A 24,450-nucleotide genomic window follows, 5' to 3' on the forward strand; every position below is an offset into this window, starting at 1 on the left:
TACGGGGTCTCGCCACGGCACACGCGAAGCGGGAAGATTGCCCTGGGAATGGTCTTTGCGGGTTCAATTGCCCGGCGCGGGCGTCCAGAGCGCGAGCATGCCGTCGAGACCGATCCGGTCCACCGCCTGGACCACGCCGGTGCGCTCGATCTGGCGGGCGATTCCGGAGAGGCCGACGGCGTCGAGCGCGATCGAGGTGGCCGTTCGCAGGAAGGTGAGATCGCCGAACCGCGGCGTGAGCTTGTAGTCGCGCACCGGAAGGTCCTTCTTGACGTTCTTGTTGGCGACGAGCCAAGCGACCGCGGTCTTCTCGTCGCCGAGCTCGTCGATCAGCTTCAGCTCGATCGCCTGCCTGCCGGTGAAGACGCGGCCATCGGCCACCTTCTCCAACTGCTCATCGTTCATGGCGCGGCGGTCCTTCACCAGTCCGCGGAACCAGGCATAGGAATCCTTGACCAGGGCGTCGAGCGCCGCACGCGCTTCCGGGCTGGTCGGCTCGTAGCCGTTGGGGGCGGCCTTCAGCGGCGAGGATTTGACCTCCTCGATCTTCACGCCGACCGTCTTCAACAGCTCGCCGACATTGGGATATTGAAACAGCACGCCGATCGAGCCGACCAGCGAACTCTGCTGCGCGACGATGTGGTCGGCAGCGATCGCGCCGATGTAGCCGCCGGACGCCGCGAGGCCTTCCACGACGACGACCAGCGGCTTCTTCGCCTTCAGCCGGACCAGCGAATCGTAGAGCTGCTCGGAGCCGGCGGTGGTGCCGCCCGGCGAATTGATGTGAACGATGACGGCTTCGGCCGAGGAGTTTTCGAGCCGCTCCAGCGCCTCGACGCGCTCATGGTCGCTGCGGATCAGGCCCTCGATATTGACGCGGGCGATCGAGCCGGAGGTCGAGAGCACGGTGCGGCCGCGCGGCGACATGGCGAGACCGATGGCGGACAGAGCCGCAATCGCAATCAGCACCGCGACGACGCGCCAGAACGTCAGCTTGCGGCGCAGCCTGCGGCGATCGACGATCACATCCGAATCAAGCGACATGGACAGCTCCTGGAAGTCTCGGCGCGTTTTGCATCCGCAGCCTGAATATCTCGTTATCCGATTACATCAATCGCGGCGCAATTTGAAGAAAGGAAGGCTTGCGGCGAGGCCGTATCCGCGCGGCCGGCACGCGCATCCATGCCTCGCTGGAACAAAAAAGCCCCGGCTTGCGCCGGGGCTTTGATCTGATCGCAGGACGCGAAGGCTTACTTCGAGTCGCGGTTCTTGAGCGCGGTGCCGAGAATGTCGCCCAGCGTGGCGCCCGAATCGGACGAGCCGTACTGCGCGATGGCTTCCTTCTCTTCCGCGACTTCCAGCGCCTTGATCGACACCTGCACCTTGCGGGCCTTCTTGTCGAACTGGATCACGCGGGCATCGACCTTCTCACCGACGGCGAACCGCTCGGTGCGCTGGTCGTTGCGATCGCGCGCCAGCTCGGAGCGCTTGATGAAGGTGGTGAAGTCGGTGCCGGTGATCTTGACGTCGATGCCGCCGTCCTTGACGTCGAGCACCTCGCAAGTGACGACCGCGCCCTTCTTGACATCGCCCGGCTCGGCGAAGGGATCGCCTTCGAGCTGCTTGATGCCGAGCGAGATGCGCTCCTTCTCCACGTCGACGTCGAGCACCACGGCCTTGACCATGTCGCCCTTCTTGTAGTTGTCGATGACCTGCTCGCCCGGCAGCTTCCAGTCGAGATCCGACAGATGGACCATGCCGTCGACGTCGCCTTCGAGACCCAGGAACAAGCCGAACTCGGTCTTGTTCTTGACCTCGCCCTCGACCACCGAACCCGTCGGATGCTTCTCGACGAAGACCTCCCACGGATTGCGCATGGTCTGCTTGAGGCCGAGCGAGATGCGGCGCTTGACGCTGTCGACCTCGAGCACCTGCACTTCGACCTCCTGCGAGGTCGACACGATCTTGCCGGGGTGCATGTTCTTCTTGGTCCACGACATCTCGGAGACGTGGATCAGGCCTTCGATGCCCGGCTCGAGCTCGACGAACGCGCCGTAGTCGGTGATGTTGGTGACGCGACCGTGGAAGCGGGCCTGCAGCGGGTACTTGGCCTCGATGCCCTGCCACGGATCGTCCAAGAGCTGCTTCATGCCCAGCGAGATGCGGTGCGTCTCGTGGTTGATCTTGATGATCTTGACCTTGACCGTCTGACCGATGCTGAGCACCTCGGTCGGATGGTTGACACGGCGCCACGCGATGTCGGTGACGTGCAGCAGGCCGTCGATGCCGCCGAGGTCGACGAACGCACCGTAATCGGTGATGTTCTTGACGACGCCGTCGATGACCTGACCCTCTTCGAGGTTCTGCACCAGCTCCTGGCGCTGCTCGGCGCGGGTCTCTTCCAGCACAGTGCGGCGCGACACCACGATGTTGCCGCGGCGACGGTCCATCTTGAGGATCTGGAACGGCTGCGAGTTGTTCATCAGCGGCGCGACGTCGCGGATCGGACGGATGTCGACCTGCGAGCGCGGCAGGAAGGCCACGGCGCCGTCGAGGTCGACGGTGAAGCCGCCCTTGACCTGGTTGAAGATGACGCCGTTGACCTTTTCGTTGTTCTGGAACGCCTTCTCGAGCTTGCCCCAGCTCTCTTCGCGGCGCGCCTTGTCGCGCGACAGCACCGCTTCGCCGAGCGCGTTCTCGATGCGATCGAGGAACACTTCGACCTCGTCGCCGACTTTCAATTCACTGTCACGGCCGGGCCCGGCGAATTCGCGCAGCGCCACGCGGCCTTCGGTCTTCAGGCCGACGTCGATGACGGCCATGTCCTTCTCGATCGCAACAACCTTGCCCTTGACGACAGAGCTTTCCTGCAGGTTGCCCTTCGTGAAGGACTCGTCCAGCATCGCGGCGAAATCATCGCGGCTGGGATTGTAGGAAGAAGCAGAGGTACTCGAAGCCATTTGTTCTCCAGATGCGGACATTCTCGCCAGCTTGGGTTGATCGGCGCATCGAATGGACAGTGCCTGGAGGTCCACAAATCCCCAGACGTCCGCGCGCCGCGCTATAAGCGCAAACAACGCGGGCCGGCAGTGCCTGCACATGCGATACGTATGAAGTGCGTCCGGATGATCGGACTCGATTGAACCGCAATCGAGCTATCGACGGTCAAGGGCGGGAGCGGGCATTCCTCCAATGACGCCGGCGGAAATCAAACCCGCCGGCGGCCCGCTCGAACGGCCTCGACGATATCGATGGCGGCCCGGACGCCGCCTTCTATATCCAAATGGGAGTTGTCAAGCAAGTAAGCATCCGGGGCTTGTTTTAAAGGCGCGACGGCCCGGTTCTGGTCACGCTCGTCGCGCGCCAGGATGTCGGCCAGAATGGCCGCCTCATCGGCCGGTTCCCCACGTGAAAGCGCCTCGAGGGTGCGACGATGCGCCCGGATGCGGGGATCGGCGACGACGTAGATCTTCACCTCGGCGTCCGGGCAGATCACGGTTCCGATGTCGCGGCCGTCGAGCACGGCACCCGGCGGCCGGCTTGCGAACTGACGCTGGAAAGCCACCAGCGCTTCGCGCACTTTCGGCAACGCCGATACCACCGAGGCCGCAGACCCGACCTGGTGCGACCTCAGCGCCGGATTGTCGAAGCTCGAGGGATCCAGGCTCATGGCGACGTCCGCCGCCCGCGCCTCGTCCTTGAGGTCGATGCCGGCGGTCAGTAGCGCATGCGCGACCGCCCGGTAGATCACGCCCGTATCCAGGTGCCTGAGGCCGTAATGCGCCGCGAGACGCTTGGCCAGGGTGCCCTTGCCCGAGGCCGCCGGGCCGTCGATGGCGATGATCATGCGAAATCCGCGCCCGCCTTGCACATCAGCGGGATGAAATCGGGGAAGCTGGTGGCGATGAAGGCGGTGTCGTCGACCCTGACCGGCTTGTCGGACGCGAGACCCATCACCAGGGCGGACATCGCGATGCGGTGGTCCATGTGGGTCGCGACGATGCCGCCGCCCGGCACGTGACCGCGGCCCTCGACGATCAGATCATCGCCGGTGATCTCGACCTTGACGCCGTTGACACGCAGCATCGCCGCGGTGGCCTCCAGCCGGTCGGATTCCTTGACGCGCAGCTCATGCAGGCCGCGCATGATGGTCGTGCCCTCGGCATAGGCGGCGGCGACGGCCAAGACGAGATATTCGTCGATCATCGACGGCGCCCGCTCGGGCGGCACCACGACGCCGCGCAGCTTCGAGGCGCGCACGCGCAGGCGGGCCATCGGCTCGCCGGCATCGCCGCGGACATCGTCCTCCTCGATCGAGGCGCCCATCTCGCGCAAGGTCGTGAACAGGCCGGTGCGCAGCGGGTTGGTCATCACGTCCGACAGCACGAGGTCCGAGCCGTCGACGATCAGCGCGGCGACCAGCGGGAACGCGGCCGAGGACGGGTCGGCGGGAACGATCACTGGCGCACCACGCAGCTCCGGCTGGCCGGTCAGTGCGATGCGGCGGCCATGAGACCCTTCCGGCGTGGTCACGATCTCCGCGCCGAAATGCTTCAGCATCAGCTCGGTGTGGTCGCGGCTGGCCTCCTGCTCGATCACGGTGGTCACACCGGGCGCGGCGAGGCCCGCGAGCAGCACCGCCGACTTGATCTGGGCCGAAGCCACCGGCGTGCGGTACTCGATCGGCACCGGGTTGCCGGCGCCCTGCAGGGTTAACGGAAGCTTGCCGCCCTCGGCGATCGCGGTCACCTTGGCGCCCATCAGCACCAGCGGGTCGAGGATGCGCCGCATCGGACGGCTGCGCAGCGAGGCATCACCGTCGAAAACGGCCGTGATCGGGCAACCGGCCACGGCGCCCATCACCAGCCTGCAGCCGGTGCCGGAGTTGCCGAAATCGAGCGGCGCGCTCGGCTGGGCGAAGCCGCCCACCCCGACGCCACGGACGGTCCACGCGAAATCGCCGGTGCGTTCGACCTTGGCACCCAGGGATCGCATCGATTTGGCGGTGTTGAGGACGTCCTCGCCCTCGAGCAGGCCGGAAATCCGGGTCTCGCCGACCGACAGTGCCCCCAGGATCAGCGCCCGGTGCGAGATCGACTTGTCGCCAGGCACGCGAATCGTGCCCGAGAGGGGCCCTGAGGCGCGTGATTCCAGGGGAGTCGGGGCGATTGACGTGCTCACGGCAGGATCCTCGTGTTTCGGACGCGGCAGGTATCACAGCCCCCGCCCTCCGTCACGAGCGGTGATTTTCCCGTTGACAGCGCTATTGACAGCGGCGCGGCAACTAGCCAAGTGAGACACCGCTTTTCAGACATTGCCAGGACGCCTGCACGTGGCCAAATCCGAGCTCGGAACCAAACGCATTTGCCCGACGACGGGCAAAAAGTTCTACGACCTCAACAAGAACCCGGTGATTTCGCCCTACACCGGCGAGGTCGTGCCGATTGCGCCGATCGCGCCCACCCGCGCCATGCGCGGCGAGGCTGCGCGCGCTGCTGCGGCGGCCGACGTGGTCGAGCCCGCGGAGGCCGAGGAGCTGGTGCCGCTCGAGGAGGCCGACGCCGAGGAGAACTCCGGCAAGGTCAAGGCCGTCGTTCCCGAATCGGAGGACGACATCGAGATCGACGAGACGCTCGACGATGACGAGGATGATGACTCGACCTTCATCGCCGACGAGGAAGAAGGCGACGAGGACGTGACCGACATCATCGGTGATGTCGGCGGCGACGAAGAATAATCGTCGAAGACACTTGAGATCAGCCGCGAACTGTGGTTCACGGTGCTCCCCGGCGGTCACCCAGACCGCCGGCTCGGTTCAGGGGCCATAGCTCAGCTGGGAGAGCGCTTGCATGGCATGCAAGAGGTCGGCGGTTCGATCCCGCCTGGCTCCACCAGCCTTCGCTCGCTTCGCGAGCTTCGGCTCGGCAAGCCACCCCAATCTGCCAGTTGCGCGAAGTGAGCGAAGGCTGTCGCGCCGTAGTCTGGACGCCGAAGCCCCCTTGGGCGGAGGCGGGAAGACGAAGGCGGACTTGGGCTCCGGGCGATAATGCTCTCTCCCCATCGCTTCGCGAGCTTCGGCTCGGCAAGCCACCCCAAACTCTCAGTTGCGCGAAGCGAGTGAAGGCTGTCGCGCCGTAGCCTGGACGCCGTAGCCCTCTTGGGCGGAGGCGGGAAGGCGAAGGCGGACTAGGCTCCGGGCCATGATGCCCCTTCATCAGTCGACTGAGCAGTTCAGCCCATCCAAGCTCTGGACGCCACGCAGCACGACCTGCCACATTCGCGCCCGTGAAGGGTCGAGGGCGGCCTGCGATGAAGTTCGTTTACATCCTGGAAAGTCTCAACGGCGAGCATTTCTACGCAGGCATCACCGACGACGTTCCGGCCCGCGTCACGAAGCACAATGCCGGTGAAGTCCCGCACACATCGAAGTTTCGGCCTTGGCGGCTCAAGACCTACGTTGCCTTCAGCGATGTGAAGCAGGCATTTGCCTTCGAGAAATTTCTCAAGTCGGGTTCAGGCCGGGCTTTCGCGAAGAAGCGCCTTTAGAGCCCCCTCACCCCTCCACAGCCGCATCGAGCCGCTCCCGCAGGCGCACCAGCTTGCCGTGCAGGTCGGCCAGCTCGGCGATCGAGCAGCCCGTCGCATCCAGGATCGCGGGCGGCACGATCGACCTTGCCTTGTCGCGCAGGCCCGCGCCCTGGGCGGTGAGGGTGACGATCACCTGACGCTCGTCCTCGGCCGACCGGGTCCGCTTGATCAGGTGCGTAGCCTCCATCCGCTTCAGCAGCGGCGTCAGCGTGCCAGAGTCGAGGAACAGCCGCGCGCCGATGTCCTTCACCGTCAAGCCGTCCTGCTCCCACAGCACCAGCATGACCAGATATTGCGGATAGGTCAGGCCAAGGCGGTCGAGCAGGGGCTTGTAGACGCGGTTGAAGGCGTGCGCGGTCGAATAGACTGCGAAGCAGAGCTGGTTGCCGAGCTGGAGCGGCAGGTCTGCCGCGGACTTCTTTCGCATCGAGGTCACCACAGGTCGATCCTATCGGCATCTTGAGCCCGCACGCCTCGGATCGACAACGGGCCCGGCGCACCGATCACGAATTTTCTACCGAACAATTATATTGTACACAATCTAATTGTGTGCAATATGGCCGCGCTGAATTCGTCCATCCAACCAGGAGACACCCATGTCCGTGAACGTGCTCTACAAGACCAGCGCCAAGGCCACCGGCGGCCGCGACGGCGAAGCCGCTACCCTCGACGGCTCGCTCAAGGTCAAGCTTTCCACCCCGAAGGAGCTCGGCGGCGGCGGCGGTGCCGGCAACAATCCGGAGCAGTTGTTTGCGGCCGGCTACGCAGCCTGCTTCATCGGCGCGATGAAGTTCGTCGGCTCGCAGGGCGGCCCCAAGGTTCCCGCCGACACGTCGGTGACCTCGACGGTCGGCATCGGCCCGCGCTCCGAAGGCGGCTTCGGCATCACCGTCGAGCTCGCAGTGTCGCTGCCCGGACTCGCCAAGGCCGACGCCGAAGCGCTGGTCGCCAAGGCGCACGAGGTGTGCCCCTATTCCAACGCCACGCGCGGCAATGTCGACGTCAAGCTGAGCGTCGTCTGAGCTTCAATTCCGTCATGCGGCAGGACGGCCTCCGTTGTCCTGCCGCATGGCAGCCCCCGTTTGCGCCGCCGCCGCAGCAATGCTTAATGATCGCGAGCTGAAACCAACCTCGCGACATCCGATGACACCCCAATTTGCTCCCGGCGCCATGGCCGGCCTGCGCGTGATCGATCTGACGCGCGTGCTCGGCGGCCCCTATTGCACGCAGATCCTGGCCGATCACGGCGCCGACGTGATCAAGGTCGAGCCGCCGGCCGGCGACGAGGTGCGCGACTGGGGTCCGCCCTTCCACGATGAGGACGCCGCCTATTTCGTCGGGATCAACCGCAACAAGCGCTCGATCGGCCTCGACCTCGCCTCCGAGGGCGGCCGCGCCGTGCTGATGCGGATGCTCGAGACGGCCGACGTGCTGATCGAGAACTTCAAGCCTGGCACCTTGGAGAAGTGGGGCATCGGCAGCGACACGCTGCGCGAGACATTCCCCAAGCTGGTGCACTGCCGCATCTGCGGCTTCGGCGCGGATGGCCCGCGCGGTGGCAATCCCGGCTACGACGCGATCATCCAGGCGATGACCGGCATGATCGCGGCGACCGGTTCGCCGCAGAGCGGACCGATGCGGATCGGCGTGCCGCTGGTCGACATCACCACCGGACTCTATGCCGCGATCGGCATCCTGATGGCGCTGTCGGAACGGCAGCGCTCGGGCATCGGTCAGTTCCTCGAGGTTACGCTGTATGAGACCGGCCTCGCGATCATGCATCCGCATACCGCAAACTACTTCATGCATGGCAAGCCGCCGTCGCTGACCGGCAACGAGCACCCGAACCTCGTTCCGTATGCGATCTTCGCGACCAAGACCGACGATATCTTCATCGGCGTCGGCAATGACGGCACCTTCCGCAAGCTCGCCAAGGAGATCGGCCGCCCCGAACTCGGCACCGATCCGCGCTTCGCCCGCAACAAGGATCGCGTCGCCAACCGCGAGGCGCTGCGCGCCGAGCTTGCCGCCGTGTTCAGCCAGTTCGAGGCGGAGCCGCTGTGCGACCGGCTGCTCGCGGCCGGTCTGCCGGCAGGACCCGTGCAGAAGATCGACCAGGCGCTGACCAATCCGCACACGATCTACCGCGGCGATGTCATCGAGAAGGACTGGTACAAGGGCGTCGCGTCGCCGATCCGGCTCGAACGCACCAAGCCGAGCCTGCGCTCCACCCCGCCGAAGTTCAGTCAGCACGCGCAGGAGGTGCTGACCGAGTTCGGTTACACGCCGAGCGAGATCGAGGCGCTGCTGTCCCAGGGCACGGTGTGCGCCGAGCGCAAGCGCTGAGGCGCCATCAGCCTGTCGTCTCTCACCGCCAGCGCCGGCCGGGGCACCGCCCCGGCGCGGCGCCGTCTCCCGCAAGTCGCTGCGTTCCGCCGCGATGAACGCGCTTTCCGCTGACGATCCAACCGGTTATACATTCACGAAACTGTCATCTCGCGCTGCTACGGCCGCGACGCCGATGACGTTTCACGGGAGGTATTCTTTAATGTCACTTCGCCAATTCTGGACGGCCGCGACTGCGGCAGTCACGCTGGTCCTGAGCGCCGCAGCACCTGCGCATGCCGTGACCGAAATCCAGTGGTGGCATGCGATGACCGGCGCCAACAACGACGTCATCGTCAAGCTCGCCAACGATTTCAACGCCTCGCAATCCGACTACAAGGTCGTCCCGACCTACAAGGGCAACTACGCCGACACGATGAATGCCGGCATCGCCGCCTTCCGCGCCGGCAATGCGCCCCACATCATGCAGGTGTTCGAGGTCGGCACCGCCACCATGATGGCCGCCACCGGCGCCGTGAAGCCGGTCTACAAGCTGATGCAGGACGCCGGCGAGACGTTCGACCCGAAGAGCTATCTGCCTGCGATCACGGGCTACTACTCGACCTCCAAGGGTGAGATGCTGTCGTTCCCCTTCAACTCGTCCTCCACGGTGATGTGGGTCAATCTCGACGAGCTGAAGAAGGTCAACGCCGAGATCCCGAAGACCTGGCCCGAACTGTTCGAGACCGCCAAGAAGCTGAAGGCGGCCGGCCATGCGACCTGCGGCTTCTCGGGCTCGTGGGTCACCTGGGTCAATCTCGAGCAGCTCTCCGCCTGGCACAACGTGCCGCTGGCCAGCAAGGCGAACGGTCTCGACGGCTTCGACACCGTGCTGGAGTTCAACGGTCCGCTGCAGGTCAAGCATCTCGAAAACCTGGTCGAGCTGCAGAAGGACAAGACCTACGACTATGCCGGCCGCACCAACACCGGCGAGGGCCGCTTCACCTCGGGCGAATGCCCGATCTACCTGACCTCGTCGGCGTTCTTCGGCAACGTCAAGGCCCAGGCCAAGTTCGCCTTCACCGCCGCGCCGATGCCGTATTATCCGGACGCCAAGGGCGCGCCGCAGAACTCGATCATCGGCGGCGCCTCGCTCTGGGTGATGGGCGGCAAGAGCGCGGACGAATACAAGGGCGTGGCGAAGTTCCTGACCTTCCTCTCGGACACCGATCGTCAGGTCTACATCCACAAGGCCTCGGGCTATCTGCCGATCACCAAAGCGGCCTATGCGAAGGCCAAGGCCGAGGGCTTCTACAAGGATCAGCCCTATCTGGAGACGCCGCTGCTCGAACTGACCAACAAGGAACCGACGGAGAATTCCCGCGGCCTGCGTCTGGGCAACATGGTGCAACTGCGTGACGTCTGGTCGGAGGAAATCGAGCAGGCTCTGGCCGGCAAGAAGACCGCCAAGCAGGCGCTGGACGCTGCCGTCGAGCGCGGCAACCAGATGCTGCGCCAGTTCGAAAAGACGGCCGTGAAGTGAGGCCATGAGCCGGCAGGCCGCCCCGCGGCCTGCCGGCTCGCCGACCGACCATGCAGAAGAACGCCATCTTTCAGTCAAAACTGCTGCCGTTCGTGCTGGTCGCTCCCCAGCTCGCGATCGTGCTGATCTTCTTCTATTGGCCCGCGATCCAGGCCGTCATCCAGTCGTTCCTGCTGCAGGACGCATTCGGCCTGTCCACGAGCTTCGTCTGGTTCGAGAACTACGCCGACCTGCTCAGCCAGCCGGACTATTTCCAGGCCATTCTCCGCACCTTCGGCTTCTCCTTCGCCATCGCGCTCTCGTCGCTGTCGGTCGCACTGCTGCTCGCGGTCATGGCGGATAAGCCGCTGCGCGGCGTCACGCTGTACCGGACGCTGCTGATCTGGCCCTATGCCGTGGCGCCGCCGGTGGTGGGCGTGCTCTGGATCTTCATGCTCCACCCGTCGCTCGGCGTGATCTCGCGCTATCTGCGCGCTGTTGGCATCGACTGGAATCCGCTGCTCGACGGCGACCAGGCGGCGCTGCAGATCATCCTCGCGGCCGCCTGGAAGCAGATCTCCTACAACTTCCTGTTCTTCCTCGCCGGGCTGCAGAGCATCCCCCGGAGCGTGCTCGAGGCCGCCGCGATCGACGGCGCGCGGCCGATGCGGCGGTTCTGGACCGTGACCTTCCCGCTGCTGTCGCCGACCATCTTCTTCCTGCTGGTCATCAACATCGTCTACGCCTTCTTCGAGACCTTCGGCATCATCGACACGATGACCCGCGGCGGTCCTGGCAAATCCACCGAGACGCTGGTCTACAAGGTCTATACCGATGGCCTGCTCGGCGGCAATCTCGGCTCGTCGGCCGCACAATCCGTCGTTCTGATGGTCATCGTCATCGTGCTGACGGCGATCCAGTTCCGCTTCGTCGAGCGCAAGGTGACCTACTGATGGTCGAGCAAGAAGGCATTCGACGCTACGTCGCGCACGCCATCCTGTGGATCGGAATCGCGATCGTCGCGTTCCCGGTCTATCTCGCATTCGTCGCCTCGACGCAGGACAATGCGGTGATCGCCAACGGGCAGATGTCGCTGCTGCCTGGCGGGCACTTCCTGTCGACCTACTATCAGACGATCTTCGTTGGCACGAGCGGCTCGACCCGCGAGCCGGTTGCGACCATGCTTTTGAACTCGCTGGTCATGGCGCTGCTGATCGCCGTCGGCAAGATCGCGATCTCGATCATCTCGGCCTATGCGGTCGTCTACTTCCGCTTCCCGTTCCGCATGGCGATCTTCTGGCTCATCTTCATCACCCTCATGCTGCCGGTCGAGGTGCGCATCTATCCGACCTACAAGATCGTCGCCGACCTCCACATGCTCGACAGTTATGCCGGGCTCGCGCTGCCGCTGATCGCGTCCGCCACCGCCACGCTGCTGTTCCGCCAGTTCTTCATGACGGTGCCGGACGAGCTGCTGGAGGCGTCCCGCATCGACGGCGCCGGGCCGTTCCGCTTCTTCTGGGACACCCTGCTGCCGCTGTCGCGCACCAACATGGCGGCGCTGTTCGTGATCCTGTTCATCCTCGGCTGGAATCAATATCTCTGGCCGCTGCTGATCACGACGCGCGACGACATGCAGACCATCCAGATCGGCATCCGCAAGATGATCACGACGACCGACGCGCTGACGGAGTGGCCGGTCGTCATGGCGACCGCCGTGCTCGCGATGCTGCCGCCGGTGTTCGTCGTCGTCGTCATGCAGCGCCTGTTCGTCAAGGGGCTGGTGGAGACGGAAAAGTGAGAGGGGCGAATAGCAAATGGCGAGTGGCGAATAGGGAGATCCGAACATGAGGATGCATTCGCCCTTCCCTATTCGCCACTCCCTATTCGCCATTCGCCACTCGTCACTTCCTCCTTATCGGTAACCGCCATGGCCAACGTCACCCTCCGCAACGTCCGCAAGGTCTACCAGGGCGGCTTCGAAGCCATCAAAGGCGTCGATATCGATGTCGGCGACGGTCAGTTCTGCGTGCTGGTCGGGCCGTCGGGCTGCGGCAAATCCACCCTGCTGCGGATGGTCGCGGGGCTCGAGACGATCACCTCGGGCGAGATCGACATCGGCGGCCGCATCGTCAATGCGATCGAGCCGGCGGATCGCGACATCGCGATGGTGTTCCAGAACTACGCGCTCTATCCGCACATGACCGTCTACAACAACATGGCCTACGGCCTGCGCAATCGCGGCATGGCGGAAAAGGAGATCAGGACGCGGGTCGAGGACGCCGCACGCATCCTCGAGCTCGGCACCATGCTCGAGCGGAAGCCGCGCCAGCTCTCCGGCGGCCAGCGCCAGCGCGTGGCGATGGGCCGCGCCATCGTGCGCCAGCCCAAGGTGTTCCTGTTCGATGAGCCGCTCTCGAACCTCGACGCCAAGCTGCGCATCGCGATGCGGGTCGAGATCCGCAAGCTGCAGCGCCGGCTCAACACCACCGCGATCTACGTCACCCACGACCAGCTCGAGGCGATGACGCTCGCCGACATCTTGGTGGTGATGAACGGCGGGAAGGTCGAGCAGATCGGCAATCCGCTCGAGATCTATCAGCGTCCCGCCACCACCTTCGTCGCATCCTTCATCGGCGCGCCGCCGATGAACCTGATGCCGACCGATGGCGTGCGCGCCCAGCTGCTCGGCGCCGACGCGGTTCCCCAAGAAGCGGGCCAGCTCGGCATCCGGCCTGAGGATTTCCAGCTCGGCGACACCGTTCCGGCGGGCGGGGTCGGGCTCGACCTCCGGGTCGAGGCGATCGAGCATGTCGGCGCCGAGACCTATGTCTACGGCGCACGCCAGGACGCGGGCAGCGATGACCGGCTCTCCGCGACCGCCAACGACATCATCGTGCGGCTGCCGGGTACCGCCGCGCCGGAGATCGGCGCACGGATTCGCGCCGTGGCGCCGCGGGCCAAGCTGCATCTGTTCTCGGCCGACGGCCGTCGGCGGCTGTCCGTTTAAACCCTTCCACAGACAGGCTGTTCCGGCACATTCGGGGTGCTTGAACGCGCCCCGGATCGTGCCCATATTGCTGCTCAAGGGGTGCCGTCAGGGCCCTGATACATCAAAGTCGCTTCGAGAGGACTTTGTAAACCATGTCTCGTGTTCCTTCGCTCTCCAGTCCGTTCCTGCTGGGCTTCGACGAGATCGAGCGCGTGCTCGACCGCGTCGTCAAAGGTGCCGACGGCTATCCGCCCTACAATATCGAGCGGTTCGAACGCACCAATGGCCAGCCCGAGCGTCTGCGGATCACGCTGGCGGTGGCGGGTTTCACCCGCGACCAACTCGATGTCACCATTGAGGAAAACCAGCTCGTCATCCGCGGGCGGCAACAGGACGACAAGACCAGGCAATACATTCATCGCGGCATCGCCGCGCGCCACTTCCAGCGCACCTTCGTGCTGGCGGAGGGAATGCATGTGCTTGGTGCGGACCTGAAGAACGGGCTGTTGTCGGTCGATCTGGCCAGGCCAGAGCCTGAGCGGATCGTTAAGACAATAGCGATCAATGAACACGAATAATGGTTGATGGAACGAGTAGCGGACTCGACCGCTTGAGTCTCAGAAGGAGTCGAGACCATGACTGAAGGTAATGTTGCGTCGGAATCCCCCGTCTCCCTGGAGTCGCTGGCGACCTTGGGCGAGGGCCACATCGCTTACGTGAAGCAGATCCGCTCCGAGGACGTACCGGGACTGTTTCCGCAGGCGCCGCACATCGCACCGGGACTGAAGCTGTTCGCCTTGCATGCCGCCGACGGCACGCCGATCATGCTCACCGACAGCCGCGAAGCGGCGATTGCGAATGCGTGGAGTCACGAACTCCAGGCCGTGAGCGTCCACTGACGCAAAGGCCGAGCCGCAGCGCTGACAACGGCCGCTTCTCGTGAGACTCAACGCTCATTGGGACGCGATGCTCATGAGGAGCATGCAGCTCATGGACTGACACGAGGGCGGTCCCCGGAAACGGGGACGGCCCTTTTTTCTGCTCGTAACGATGTTCGCGCATGACCTTGACGACACCCATGAGCCCGGCCGGACTGCGTGCAGATCCTGCGCTCGCGGACGCACTGCTCGCGCTCAACAATGCGCATGCCTCCGAGCTGTCGTGGCTCACGCCCGAAACGCTCCTGCAACTGCTCGATCGGGCATGGCTGGCCTGGCGAATTGGCAGGGCCGACGCGCTGATGATCGCGCTCGACCATGCCGCCGTCTACGATAATCCCAATCACCGCTGGTTTCGCGCGCGCTACGATCGGTTCGTCTATGTCGACCGCATCGTGGTGGCGCCGGCCGCCCGCGGCCGGGGCCTGGCGCGGCAGCTCTATGAGGAGCTGATTCGGGAGGCGACCGCGGCGGGCCACGACCGCATCGTCTGCGAGGTCAATCTGGATCCGCCCAATCCGCAGTCGGACGCGTTTCATGCTGCGCTCGGCTTCGCGCCGCTGGCGACGGCCGGCATCCATGGCGGCGCCAAGACGGTGCGCTACATGGCGAGATCATTGCGATAGCCGGCCAAGGACGAAGCGGCTGCTGAAGTGCGTTTGAGAAATTTGTTTCCGTCGATGTCCGGAACGGTCGATTTGACAACCAGATACAATCCGACCCGGTTTAAGGCGAAGGTGTCCAATCCTTAAGTTGTCCCTGTTGCGGCACGCGCTAGTCCGATGTGTGACGAGCATGTGTAGGGATGGCAGATGCATGGATCACGGCTTGATGCAGCCGTCTTTCGAGAGCTTGCGCTCGGGACCCTACCCAACCGGCACGTCTTTCTTGACAGTCCTCCGCCTGGGCCCAGCCCTTACTACGTCATCTGCAACAGCGTGCCGAAAGCGGGGACGTACCTGCTGGTCGAACTCGTCAGAGCGCTGGGCGGTCATGTCGATGTCGGCTATCACACCTACACGTCATCGATCAGCAAGCTGAATCCCGACGGTTCGCTCGACTACGGACGCGCGCTTCCGGCCCCGCTCTGGGCGTCGGCCCTGCGCTCCGGCTATTCCTGCGCCTCGCACACCGAGTATTGTCCGTATCTCGAGCAATACCTCCTGGGCAGACCAGAACACAAGATGCTGTTCATCGTCCGCGACCCCCGCGACATCGTCGTGAGCTGGGTCGACTTCGTCTACCACTCGGCGGCCTACCCGAAGATGCGGAAGTGGAACGCCTATCTGCGGTCGGCCGGATCGGCCGCTCACCCCGATGACGCCTCCCGAATCACATCGACCCTCCTCTCTTTGCCCCGATCGGGCATCAAGAAGTTCATGAGCTGGCTGGACTCGCCAGCCTGCCTGACCGTGAAGTTCGAAGAGCTCTATTCAGAGCTCGCGATCGACGATGTGGCGCGGTCGTCGTTTCCTGTCCTTAACCGCATCTGCGACTACCTGGGACTTCCGCGCAAGACGGCCGCGGAGCTCGATGTGCTCGGCCGCGGCCTGACGTCGTCGGGACGCGGCCGGAAGGTCGGCATCTACAAGGAGCGAATGATGCCGCATCATTTCGACCTGCTCCGCAGCGAGGCATTCCAGGAGCTCGTCGTCGAGTTCGGCTACGAGCCGACGCCGTTGCACACGTGCGAGCGGACGAACGGGCTCGGGGCCGCGCGGAGGCTCGCCAGCAGGCTTTGTCGGTCCTTGCGGGGCGGCGCGATACGACGTCAGGCGGCGGAAGCGGGCGGCAGCGCCAACACCGAATAGATCGCCTGGGCGTCGCGCGAGGCACGGAGCTTCTTGGCGACATCCTGGTCGCGGAGCAGCCGGGCGATCCGCGCCAGGGCCTTCAGATGGTCGGCGCCTGCGCCTTCCGGCGCCAGCAGCAGGAACACCAGATCGACCGGCTGGCCGTCCATGGCCTCAAAATCGATCGGCCGCTCCAGCCGGGCGAACAGGCCGAACAACTTCTCCAGCTTCGGCAGCTTGCCGTGGGGAATCGCGACGCCATACCCGACGGCCGTGGTTCCGAGCTTCTCCCGCTGCAGCAGCACTTCGAACACGTTGCGCTCGTTCTGCCCGGTCAGCGCGGCCGCGCGCGCGGCAAGCTCCTGCAGCGCCTGCTTCTTACTGATGACCTTCAAAGCCGGCACGATCGCCTCGGGTGCGACCAGATCGGTAATCGGCATAGGGCGTTCCGAGGTGATTGAACCGTCAGGGTGCGAAATAGGTCGGGACAGACCGGCGTCAAGAAGCTGAGGCGGCAGGCGGGCTTAACCCGTGTCCGATGGGTGGGCTTCTACCCCAACGCAACGGCCGTGCCAACACCCGCAAGCGCGTTCCCGCAGCCTATCCTTAAAGATCGCCGGAGCGTGGCGGCCTGAAGGCGCCAGCGCCCCAACCGCTTGATCGCATCCCTTCATTGCCGTGGCGTGACGTCGCAACCGGTCCGCCAACCACCTGATCGGGAACCGGTTTTCGCGCCGCCGGGAGATCCCTGGAAGGCGTCCGCGCGGCTACGGTTTCACCGCCGGCGGATCGACCCAGCCGATATTGCCGTCGGCGCGGCGGTAGATGATGTTCACCCGGCCGCTGGAACCGTGCTGAAACACCATGCAGGGCGCGCCCGAAAGATCGAGCTCCATCACGGCTTCGGACACCGACAGGCGCTTCAACGCCGTGGTGTTCTCGGCAATGATCACCGGGCTGTAGCCGGTGATCTCCTCGTCGCCCTCGGCCGGCGCCTCGATCACGTAGCTCGGCGCATCCAGTACCGCGCCGTCGAGATTGGCGAGCGCCGCATTGGCGGCATGGGATTTGCGCCCCGAGCGGTCCTTCAGCCGGCTCTTGTAGCGGCGCAGGCGCTTCTCGATCATCAGGAGCGCCTGGTCGGCGCTGGCATAGGCGTCCGGCGCGTTCGATTCGGCCTCGAGGGTGATGCCCGAATCGAGGTGCAGCGCGCAATCGGTCTTGAACCCGAAACCGTCCTTGGAGAGCGTGACATGGCCGGAATAGTTGCCGTCGAAGTATTTTCGCAAGACTTCGTCGGTGCGCTCGCTGACGCGCCCACGCAGCGCTTCGCTGACGCTGATGCTCTTTCCGGAAATCCGCAGGGTCATGTGTCGCCTCGATTCATGTGAACCAAGTATGACACTAAGCCTATTTGGTTAAGGCGCAATCTTGCGCAGCGGTCAAACTGACGCGGCATCCCGGGTGCGGTCGGCGCTGGCGGGAGCCGAGAGGGCATGCGCCAGCATGCTCTGCTTGTCGCGGCGGCGCTGCACCGAGGACGGGATCCGCATCGCCTCCCGGTATTTCGCGACCGTGCGGCGGGCGATGTCGATGCCGGCGGTCCGCAGCTTCTCGACGATGGTGTCGTCGGAGAGAATTGCGGAGGGATCTTCCGCATCGATCAATTGCTTTATGTGATGGCGCACGGCTTCCGCCGAGTGCGCCTCGCCGCCATCAGCCGATGCGATCGAGGCGGTGAAGAAATATTTCAGCTCGAACGTGCCGCGATTCGTCGCCATGTATTTGTTGGCGGTGACGCGCGACACGGTCGATTCATGCATCTGGATCGCATCCGCAACGGCCTTCAAGTTGAGCGGCCGCAGATGCGCGACACCGTGGGTGAAGAAGCCGTCCTGCTGGCGCACGATTTCGGTCGCCACCTTCAGGATCGTGCGGGCGCGCTGATCGAGCGCGCGCACCAGCCACGTCGCATTCTGCAGGCAGTCGGTGAAGTAGGACTTGTCGCCGTCCTTGCGGATCGTCTTCGACAGCTCGGAGTAATAGTGCTGGTTCACCAGGACGCGCGGGAGCGTGTCGCTGTTGAGCTCGACCAGCCAGCCGCCGTCGGGACCCGGGCGCACGTAGACGTCGGGCACCATGGTCTGTGTGCGCGTGGTGCCGAACTTCAGCCCCGGCTTCGGGTCGAGCCTGCGGATCTCGCCGATCATGTCGACGAGGTCCTCGTCGTCGACGCCGCACAGCTTGCGAAGAGCGACGAAGTCGCGCTTGGCCAGGAGATCGAGGTGCTCGACCAGCGCCTGCATCGCCGGATCGTAGCGGTCGAGCTCGCGCAGCTGGATCGCGAGACATTCGCTCAAATTGCGGGCGCAGATGCCGGGCGGATCGAAGGTCTGCAGCACGCCGAGCACCGCATCGACGTCGGCCTGCTCGGCGCCGAGGCGGTCGGCGGCCTGGCCGAGATCGGCGGGCAGATAGCCGGCCTCGTCGACGAGATCAATCAGGTACTGGCCGATCATGCGGTCGGCCGGCGCGGTGAAGGCCACCGCCGCCTGCTCGGCGAGATGATCCGACAGCGTGGTCTCGGCCGCGACAAAGGCTTCGAGATTGTAGTCCTCGTCGCCCGAGGCGCCACCGCCCCATTCGGTGTAGGTGGTCGGCGCGGCGTCCTGCGCATTGCGCGCCGCGGCCTCCGCCGGCTCCTCGGAGAACACGTTGTCGAGTCCGGTGTCGAGCGTCTGTTCGATCTCCGTACGGGTGCCGAGATCGCGGCTCATCCAGTCTTCCTGGGCGCCCTCGAAGCTGTCGCCGCCGCTGCCGCCGGCCTCGCCGAAATCGTCGCCGCCGGTCTCGCCACCTTCCGAGAACTCGGCGCGCTCGGACATCTGCTGCTCGCCCGCGACCGGCGCTTCCGGACCGTCGCTGGCCCGCTCCAGCAGCGGATTGCGCTCCAGCTCCTCTTCGACGAACGTGGAGAGGTCGAGATTGGACAGTTGCAGCAGCTTGATCGCCTGCATCAGCTGCGGCGTCATCACCAGCGACTGCGACTGGCGGAATTCTAATCTCTGCGTCAACGCCATGGGAGCAAGAACATTCCCTTACTGGTCCAATTCTTGCTTATCCTAATCCGCGCGCGATGTACACGGCTTGACGAATAAGAAAAACGGAGTATGGCGCGCGCGGAAGACGCAGTTACCGGCCCGCGAGGACTCGCTGGAAACAGCATTGATCGTAGTGGTTGCGTCGCTTGTCGCGGTCGCGACAAAAGCCTGCGAATACCGCGTCGGCAATCCTACAGCCGGAATTCCTCACCGAGATACAGCCGGCGCACGTCGGGATCGGCGACGATCTCCTCCGGGCTGCCTTCGGTGAGAATCTGCCCCGCGTACACAATGTAGGCGCGGTCGGTGAGGCCGAGCGTCTCGCGGACGTTATGGTCGGTGATGAGCACGCCGATGCCGCGGTTGGTGAGATGGCGCACCAATTGCTGGATGTCGCCGACCGCGATCGGATCGATGCCGGCGAACGGCTCGTCGAGCAGCATGTAGTTCGGGCGCGTCGCCAGCGCGCGGGCGATCTCGACGCGGCGACGCTCGCCGCCGGACAGTGCGATCGACGGCGACTTGCGCAGCCGCGTGATGGTGAATTCTTCCAGCAGCGCGTCGAGCTCGCGCTCGCGCTTCTTGCGCGACGGCTCGACCACTTCGAGCACGGCGCGGATGTTCTGCTCGACGGTGAGGCCGCGGAAGATCGAGGCCTCCTGCGGCAGGTAGCCGATGCCGAGCCGCGCGCGCTGATACATCGGCAGCCGCGTGACGTCATGGCCATCGAGCTCGATGGCGCCGCGATCGGCCTTGATCAGGCCGGTGATCATGTAGAACACGGTGGTCTTGCCGGCGCCGTTCGGCCCGAGCAGGCCGACGGCCTCGCCGCGGCGGACATAGATCGACACGCCCCGCACGACCTGGCGGCTGCCAAAGCTCTTCTCGATCGAATGCACGGCGAGGAAGCCCGGCCGGCGCAGCAGTTGCGGACCGCCCCCCGCGCCATTGTTGCGCGGCCTGGCTGGCGTCGGCTGCGAGGCCGGCCGCTTGCGCTGGATCTGCTCGGTGTTCTGCGGCGAGCGCGGATTGATGCGCGGCACCGTTTCATCGCGCACGGAGTCGGCGAGCGCGGCGAGCGGATCATCGCTGTAGGAATTGCCGAACGGATCGTCCATGGCCGTGATGTCGTCGCGCCGGCGCGAGGAGCCTCGCTGGCCGCGCTTGGCGGGACGCCCACGAAACATGCCGAGTAGATCCACCATCCCCGCTTCGCTTACGCCCTTCGAGGCTGCCCGTCATCGACCGCAGCGCTGGCTCGCCCGCTCACCGCGAGCGAACGCATCTCACCTCTCGCGGATCACAGGGAGCGCGAGGCCGGCCAAAGCGCGGCAGGCCGCGCTTCGGAGTTTGTCGTCTGACGGCGAAGTCGCGGTCGCCACGCAGGCGACCGATCGCAAGATCGCAATCGTGTCCGGCATCACTCTTTCGCAGCCACGCAACGGGTTCCACGGCCTCCCGTTGCATCGGCCCTGCGACAGAACCGCCCGCTCGCTAGATAGAGGCAGCAACGGCGCGGTTCAACTGGGCCGCCGGCGTTTTGCTAAATAATTGAAGTCACTTCGATTTGCCTGGACCGAGCTGCAGCGGCGCGGCGCTGCCCGGAGCCGAGGCCGTCGACGAACCGCAGCCGCCGCCGGCGCCGGCGCCCGCGCCCGCCTGCGGCAGCAGCACCTGGACGCCGCGCCCGCTGTCGGATTCGACGCGCGACACGCCGGTGGTCATGTCCACCGTCAGCCGGTCGCCGCGCATCACGTTCTTGCACTGGGTCAGCACCACGCCGCCCTGCATCGAGATCATGTTGGTCTTGGTGTCGTAGACCGCGGTCTCGCCGGTCACGACCTGGTCCTTCTGGGTCACCTTGACGTCGCCGCGCGCCTCGAGACGGCGGATCGCCGAGCTGCCGTCCGGCCCAGGCGTCGCCGCCGGCGTGGCCTTGGTCGCCTTGGCGCCGCCCGGCTGGGCGCCGCCGTCGTAGAACACCACCAGCGACTTCGAGGTCATGGTGGTGTCGCCCTGCACGACCTTGACGTTGCCGGTGAAGGTCGCCTCCTTCTTCTTGTCGCGCATCTCGAGCGCGGCGGCCTCGATCTGGATCGGCTGGTCGCGATTCTGCGAGAACCCCTGCAGCGCGTTGGGCACGCCGGTGGTCGCGCTCTGCGCCTGCGATGAGTCGGCAAGCGCGAGCAACGCCAGCGCGGCGAAGCCGGCGCCGCGAATCGCTACGGGAATGAAACGGCACGTGGTCATGAGGTCACTTCACGTTGCGGGCCGGACGGCCGGGATCGGCGCTCGCCGTCGTGGCCGGAGCGGCATTCATGTTGTCGAGGTTCATCATCACATTGCCCTCGAAGCGGATGACCTCGCCATTGTCGGTGATGCGCAGGCGGTCGGCGGAGAGCGTGCCGTTGGTGAGCTTGACGTCGACGCGCTCGTCCGAGCTCACGGTGCCCTTGGCCATGTCGACCGAGGCCCGGCTCAGCCGCGCCTCGTAGCCCGTCGACGTCGTCAGCAGGATATCCTTCGTCAGCTCGAGCTGCTGCTGCTTGGTGTCGAACACGCCGGTATTCGCCTTCAAGGTCACCGTCGACTGATCCTCCATCAGCACCTTGGCGCGGAGGATGTTGAGCTCGACGTGATCGGGATCGGTGAGGTCCTGCACCGCGCTCCGGGCGACGAGATCATACGGCCGCTGGTCCGGCGTGAAGCCGGTCAGATGCGGCGTCTCCATCGTGATCTTGCGGCCGGAGATGACGAGGTTGCCGGTGAGATTCGGGGTGTTGATCTCCATGTGGAACGGATTGAACAGCGCGATGCCGATCACGACCGCCATCGCCAGTCCGACCGCCGCCGGCACCGCGACCCGCAGCACGCGCACGAAGCGGCTGTGGCGCGCCGCGACCGCGAAGCGCGCCTGCAGGGTGGGGTCATAGGCGGGGTTGTGGACCGAGTTCACCAGGGCTCCGACGGACACGGGGAGGTGCGCGAAACAGCACCCATCCTACCATGGACGCCTTCACCATTGCAGCCTGGAACTGGCGCGAAATCGCGACGCGGGGCGGCCTGCGATCATTACGAGACATTAATGATCGTGAACGCGCCCGCGATTCGCCGGCTTCAGGAATGCGCGAAGATGTCCTCGGCCTCGAATCCGCCCAGATCGAGCGTCGCGCGGTGGGGCAGGAACGCGAAACAGGCCTGCGCCAGCGCCAGCCGCCCCTCGCGCGCCAGCATCCCGTCGAGCTTTTCGCGCAGCGCATGCAGATGCAGCACGTCGGAGGCAGCATACGCGAGCTGCGGCTCGCTGAGCTGCTCGGCGCCCCAGTCGCTCGACTGCTGCTGCTTGGAGAGATCGACGTTGAGCAGCTCGCGCACGAGGTCCTTGAGACCATGGCGGTCGGTATAGGTGCGCGCCAGCCGCGAGGCGATCTTGGTGCAATAGACCGGCTGCGGCATCACCCCGAACGCGTGAAACAGCGCCGCGACATCGAAGCGCGCGAAGTGGAAGATTTTGGTGATGTCCGGGTTGCCGAGTAGCGCCTTCAGGTTCGGCGCGTCGGTGTGCCCCTTGGGAATCTGCACCACGTCGGCCGAGCCGTCGCCGGGCGACAGCTGCACCACGCACAGCCGGTCGCGGTGCGGATTGAGCCCCATCGTCTCGGTGTCGATCGCGACCGACGAGGTATAGCGGGAAAGATCAGGCAGGTCGCCGCGGTGCAGGCGTACGGTCATGGCTCTCAAAACCTCGTCGAATCGAAATCGGACGCGACGGGCCGGAGCAACGCCGCGGGAAGCGCTCGGGAACCGGCTGTAGCCCGGCGCTGGTAACCAACCGGCAAACGCGCCGGGCCGGTCCGGAGATCAGCCGTGGGAATGCCAGCCCCGCCGCCCGGGCGCAAGGGCCGGACAGGGCCAAGTGATCGCATCTCAAGTGATCGCATCTGAGGTGGCGCCGGCAGTGTCTCCGCGGCCGTCCGAGGCGGCGCCGTCCTCATTGAGGGCGGTCGACCCGCTGGTTGCATCGCGCCAGATCGCACCCGATCGATCGATGCAACTCTTGCATTGATCGATGCCGCCTTTGGCTTGGACAGAAATAGCCACTGGCCCTACGCGTGATATTGTCGCAGGACTTCGCATCTGGAGCGCAGCGACCCAAGGCGGTCTGCAGCATCTGCCCAACAACGACATAATCAATTGAGGAGGAAGCCAAGATGAAGGCACTTACAGGTATCATTGCGGCCGCTGTGCTGGCGGTCTCGTCGCCGCTGGCGACCGCGCGCGATTTCCGCTCCGCCGACGTGCACCCCGCCGATTATCCGACCGTCGAAGCCGTCAAGTTCATGGGCAAGCAGCTCGCCGCCGCGAGCGGCGGCAAGCTCGGCGTCAAGGTGTTTCCGAACGGCGCCCTCGGCTCCGAGAAGGACACGATCGAGCAGCTCAAGATCGGCGCGCTCGACATGATGCGGATCAACTCCTCGCCGCTCAACAATTTCGTGCCGGAGACCGTCGCGCTGTGCCTGCCCTTCGTGTTCCGCGACACGCAGCACATGCGCAACGTCCTGGACGGGCCGATCGGCGACGAGATCCTGGCGGCCATGGAGCCCGCCGGCCTGGTCGGCCTGGCTTATTATGACAGCGGCGCGCGCTCGATCTACACGGTCAAGGCGCCGGTGAAGTCGCTCGCCGACCTCAAGGGCCTGAAGATCCGCGTCCAGCAGTCCGACCTCTGGGTCGGCATGATCCAGAGCCTCGGCGCCAACCCGACCCCGATGCCCTATGGCGAGGTCTACACCGCGCTCAAGACCGGCCTCGTCGACGCCGCCGAGAACAACTGGCCGTCCTACGAGTCCTCGCGCCACTTCGAGGCCGCCAAGTTCTACAACGTCACCGAGCACTCGCTGGCGCCCGAAGTCCTCGTGATGTCCAAGAAGGTCTGGGACACGCTGAGCAAGGAGGATCAGGCGATGATCCGCAAGGCGGCAAAGGAATCCGTCCCGGTCATGCGCAAGCTCTGGGACGAGCGCGAGCAGACCTCCCGCAAGACCGTCGAGGCCGCTGGCGTCCAGGTCGTGACGATCGCCAACAAGCAGGAATTCGTCGACGCGATGAAGCCGGTGTACCAGAAGTTCGCCGGCGACGAGAAGCTCTCGAGCCTCGTCAAGCGCATCCAGGACACGAAGTAGCGGACACG

Annotated in this window: 25 protein-coding genes and 1 tRNA gene; 14 read left to right on the forward strand and 12 right to left on the reverse strand. The window is 65.2% G+C overall.

The window, feature by feature from the left end; all coding sequences use genetic code 11:
- Nucleotides 1-63 precede the first annotated feature (63 nt).
- The 4 genes from sppA to aroA all read right to left on the reverse strand — a co-directional run bounded on the left by sppA (nt 64) and on the right by aroA (nt 5,181).
- On the reverse strand, nt 64-1,044 hold the full coding sequence (gene sppA, locus QW887_RS14555) for a signal peptide peptidase SppA (RefSeq protein WP_315825664.1): 981 nt from the start codon (nt 1,042-1,044) through the stop codon (nt 64-66).
- A 206-nt stretch (nt 1,045-1,250) separates the two neighbouring features.
- The gene (gene rpsA / locus QW887_RS14560) at nt 1,251-2,960 is read right to left on the reverse strand and encodes a 30S ribosomal protein S1 (protein ID WP_315716886.1); all 1,710 of its coding nucleotides are present in this window, start codon (nt 2,958-2,960) and stop codon (nt 1,251-1,253) included.
- Between the two features lie 248 nt (nt 2,961-3,208).
- Nucleotides 3,209-3,847 (reverse strand): (d)CMP kinase, encoded by a 639-nt coding sequence (cmk, locus tag QW887_RS14565; RefSeq protein WP_315716885.1) that lies wholly within the window; start codon nt 3,845-3,847, stop codon nt 3,209-3,211.
- A complete protein-coding gene (gene aroA, locus QW887_RS14570; RefSeq protein WP_315716884.1) occupies nt 3,844-5,181 on the reverse strand; it encodes a 3-phosphoshikimate 1-carboxyvinyltransferase in 1,338 nt (445 codons plus the stop codon). The genes cmk and aroA overlap by 4 nt, the downstream gene beginning before the upstream one ends.
- Nucleotides 5,182-5,332: 151 nt before the next feature.
- On the opposite strand from aroA, the gene QW887_RS14575 reads away from it, so the two are divergent.
- The 3 genes from QW887_RS14575 to QW887_RS14585 all read left to right on the forward strand — a co-directional run bounded on the left by QW887_RS14575 (nt 5,333) and on the right by QW887_RS14585 (nt 6,546).
- On the forward strand, nt 5,333-5,737 hold the full coding sequence (locus QW887_RS14575) for a TIGR02300 family protein (RefSeq protein ID WP_315716883.1): 405 nt from the start codon (nt 5,333-5,335) through the stop codon (nt 5,735-5,737).
- Nucleotides 5,738-5,818: 81 nt separating this feature from the next.
- Nucleotides 5,819-5,894 (forward strand) — tRNA-Ala (locus tag QW887_RS14580).
- Nucleotides 5,895-6,309: 415 nt separating this feature from the next.
- Nucleotides 6,310-6,546 carry a GIY-YIG nuclease family protein gene (locus tag QW887_RS14585; RefSeq protein ID WP_315716882.1) on the forward strand — a complete coding sequence of 79 codons (237 nt, stop codon included), beginning with the start codon at nt 6,310-6,312 and terminating at the stop codon, nt 6,544-6,546.
- 7 nt (nt 6,547-6,553) lie between these two features.
- On the opposite strand, the gene QW887_RS14590 is transcribed toward QW887_RS14585, so the two are convergent.
- Nucleotides 6,554-7,015, reverse strand: coding sequence for a MarR family transcriptional regulator (locus QW887_RS14590; protein WP_315716963.1), 462 nt, complete (start codon nt 7,013-7,015; stop codon nt 6,554-6,556).
- A 169-nt stretch (nt 7,016-7,184) separates the two neighbouring features.
- Here QW887_RS14590 and QW887_RS14595 point away from each other — a divergent pair, with 169 nt between their 5' ends.
- From QW887_RS14595 to QW887_RS14640, 10 genes are all read left to right on the forward strand, one after another.
- Nucleotides 7,185-7,610, forward strand: coding sequence for an organic hydroperoxide resistance protein (locus QW887_RS14595; protein ID WP_009026309.1), 426 nt, complete (start codon nt 7,185-7,187; stop codon nt 7,608-7,610).
- A gap of 121 nt (nt 7,611-7,731) precedes the next feature.
- Entirely contained in the window at nt 7,732-8,934 is a 1,203-nt protein-coding gene (locus QW887_RS14600) for a CaiB/BaiF CoA-transferase family protein (protein ID WP_315825665.1), read from the forward strand.
- A 202-nt stretch (nt 8,935-9,136) separates the two neighbouring features.
- Nucleotides 9,137-10,456 carry a sn-glycerol-3-phosphate ABC transporter substrate-binding protein UgpB gene (gene ugpB / locus QW887_RS14605; protein ID WP_315716880.1) on the forward strand — a complete coding sequence of 440 codons (1,320 nt, stop codon included), beginning with the start codon at nt 9,137-9,139 and terminating at the stop codon, nt 10,454-10,456.
- Between the two features lie 50 nt (nt 10,457-10,506).
- Nucleotides 10,507-11,388 (forward strand): sn-glycerol-3-phosphate ABC transporter permease UgpA, encoded by an 882-nt coding sequence (ugpA, locus tag QW887_RS14610; RefSeq protein WP_315716879.1) that lies wholly within the window; start codon nt 10,507-10,509, stop codon nt 11,386-11,388.
- A complete protein-coding gene (gene ugpE / locus QW887_RS14615; protein ID WP_315825666.1) occupies nt 11,388-12,236 on the forward strand; it encodes a sn-glycerol-3-phosphate ABC transporter permease UgpE in 849 nt (282 codons plus the stop codon). Before ugpA ends, ugpE begins: the two co-directional genes overlap by 1 nt.
- A 129-nt stretch (nt 12,237-12,365) precedes the next feature.
- Nucleotides 12,366-13,445: a sn-glycerol-3-phosphate import ATP-binding protein UgpC gene (locus QW887_RS14620; protein ID WP_315825667.1), complete on the forward strand. Its 1,080-nt coding sequence runs from the start codon at nt 12,366-12,368 to the stop codon at nt 13,443-13,445.
- Between the two features lie 134 nt (nt 13,446-13,579).
- Nucleotides 13,580-14,005 (forward strand): Hsp20 family protein, encoded by a 426-nt coding sequence (locus QW887_RS14625; protein ID WP_006613108.1) that lies wholly within the window; start codon nt 13,580-13,582, stop codon nt 14,003-14,005.
- A 57-nt stretch (nt 14,006-14,062) separates the two neighbouring features.
- Nucleotides 14,063-14,326: a DUF1150 family protein gene (locus tag QW887_RS14630; RefSeq protein WP_009026315.1), complete on the forward strand. Its 264-nt coding sequence runs from the start codon at nt 14,063-14,065 to the stop codon at nt 14,324-14,326.
- A 161-nt stretch (nt 14,327-14,487) separates the two neighbouring features.
- The gene (locus tag QW887_RS14635; RefSeq protein ID WP_315825668.1) at nt 14,488-14,991 is read left to right on the forward strand and encodes a GNAT family N-acetyltransferase; all 504 of its coding nucleotides are present in this window, start codon (nt 14,488-14,490) and stop codon (nt 14,989-14,991) included.
- 312 nt (nt 14,992-15,303) lie between these two features.
- Nucleotides 15,304-16,176, forward strand: a complete 873-nt coding sequence (locus tag QW887_RS14640; protein ID WP_315729361.1) for a hypothetical protein — start codon at nt 15,304-15,306, stop codon at nt 16,174-16,176.
- Here the strand turns inward: QW887_RS14640 and ptsN are convergent.
- From ptsN to QW887_RS14675, 7 genes are all read right to left on the reverse strand, one after another.
- Nucleotides 16,137-16,598 (reverse strand): PTS IIA-like nitrogen regulatory protein PtsN, encoded by a 462-nt coding sequence (gene ptsN, locus QW887_RS14645; RefSeq protein WP_315716874.1) that lies wholly within the window; start codon nt 16,596-16,598, stop codon nt 16,137-16,139. The genes QW887_RS14640 and ptsN overlap by 40 nt on opposite strands.
- Before the next feature lie 327 nt (nt 16,599-16,925).
- Complete coding sequence (hpf, locus tag QW887_RS14650; RefSeq protein WP_315741249.1) at nt 16,926-17,528, reverse strand: ribosome hibernation-promoting factor, HPF/YfiA family; 603 nt, start codon at nt 17,526-17,528, stop codon at nt 16,926-16,928.
- A gap of 72 nt (nt 17,529-17,600) precedes the next feature.
- Nucleotides 17,601-19,238: an RNA polymerase factor sigma-54 gene (rpoN, locus tag QW887_RS14655; RefSeq protein WP_315825669.1), complete on the reverse strand. Its 1,638-nt coding sequence runs from the start codon at nt 19,236-19,238 to the stop codon at nt 17,601-17,603.
- Between the two features lie 212 nt (nt 19,239-19,450).
- The gene (gene lptB / locus QW887_RS14660; protein ID WP_315825670.1) at nt 19,451-20,464 is read right to left on the reverse strand and encodes an LPS export ABC transporter ATP-binding protein; all 1,014 of its coding nucleotides are present in this window, start codon (nt 20,462-20,464) and stop codon (nt 19,451-19,453) included.
- Between the two features lie 352 nt (nt 20,465-20,816).
- Nucleotides 20,817-21,509, reverse strand: a complete 693-nt coding sequence (locus QW887_RS14665) for an LptA/OstA family protein (RefSeq protein WP_315825671.1) — start codon at nt 21,507-21,509, stop codon at nt 20,817-20,819.
- A 4-nt stretch (nt 21,510-21,513) separates the two neighbouring features.
- On the reverse strand, nt 21,514-22,215 hold the full coding sequence (gene lptC / locus QW887_RS14670) for an LPS export ABC transporter periplasmic protein LptC (RefSeq protein WP_315716868.1): 702 nt from the start codon (nt 22,213-22,215) through the stop codon (nt 21,514-21,516).
- 161 nt (nt 22,216-22,376) lie between these two features.
- Entirely contained in the window at nt 22,377-22,991 is a 615-nt protein-coding gene (locus QW887_RS14675; RefSeq protein WP_315716867.1) for a ribonuclease D, read from the reverse strand.
- A gap of 479 nt (nt 22,992-23,470) precedes the next feature.
- On the opposite strand from QW887_RS14675, the gene QW887_RS14680 reads away from it, so the two are divergent.
- Nucleotides 23,471-24,442, forward strand: a complete 972-nt coding sequence (locus tag QW887_RS14680) for a TRAP transporter substrate-binding protein (RefSeq protein WP_315716866.1) — start codon at nt 23,471-23,473, stop codon at nt 24,440-24,442.
- The last annotated feature ends 8 nt before the right edge of the window (nt 24,443-24,450 follow it).

This window comes from Bradyrhizobium sp. SZCCHNRI3052, assembly GCF_032484895.1.
GTDB lineage: Bacteria > Pseudomonadota > Alphaproteobacteria > Rhizobiales > Xanthobacteraceae > Bradyrhizobium.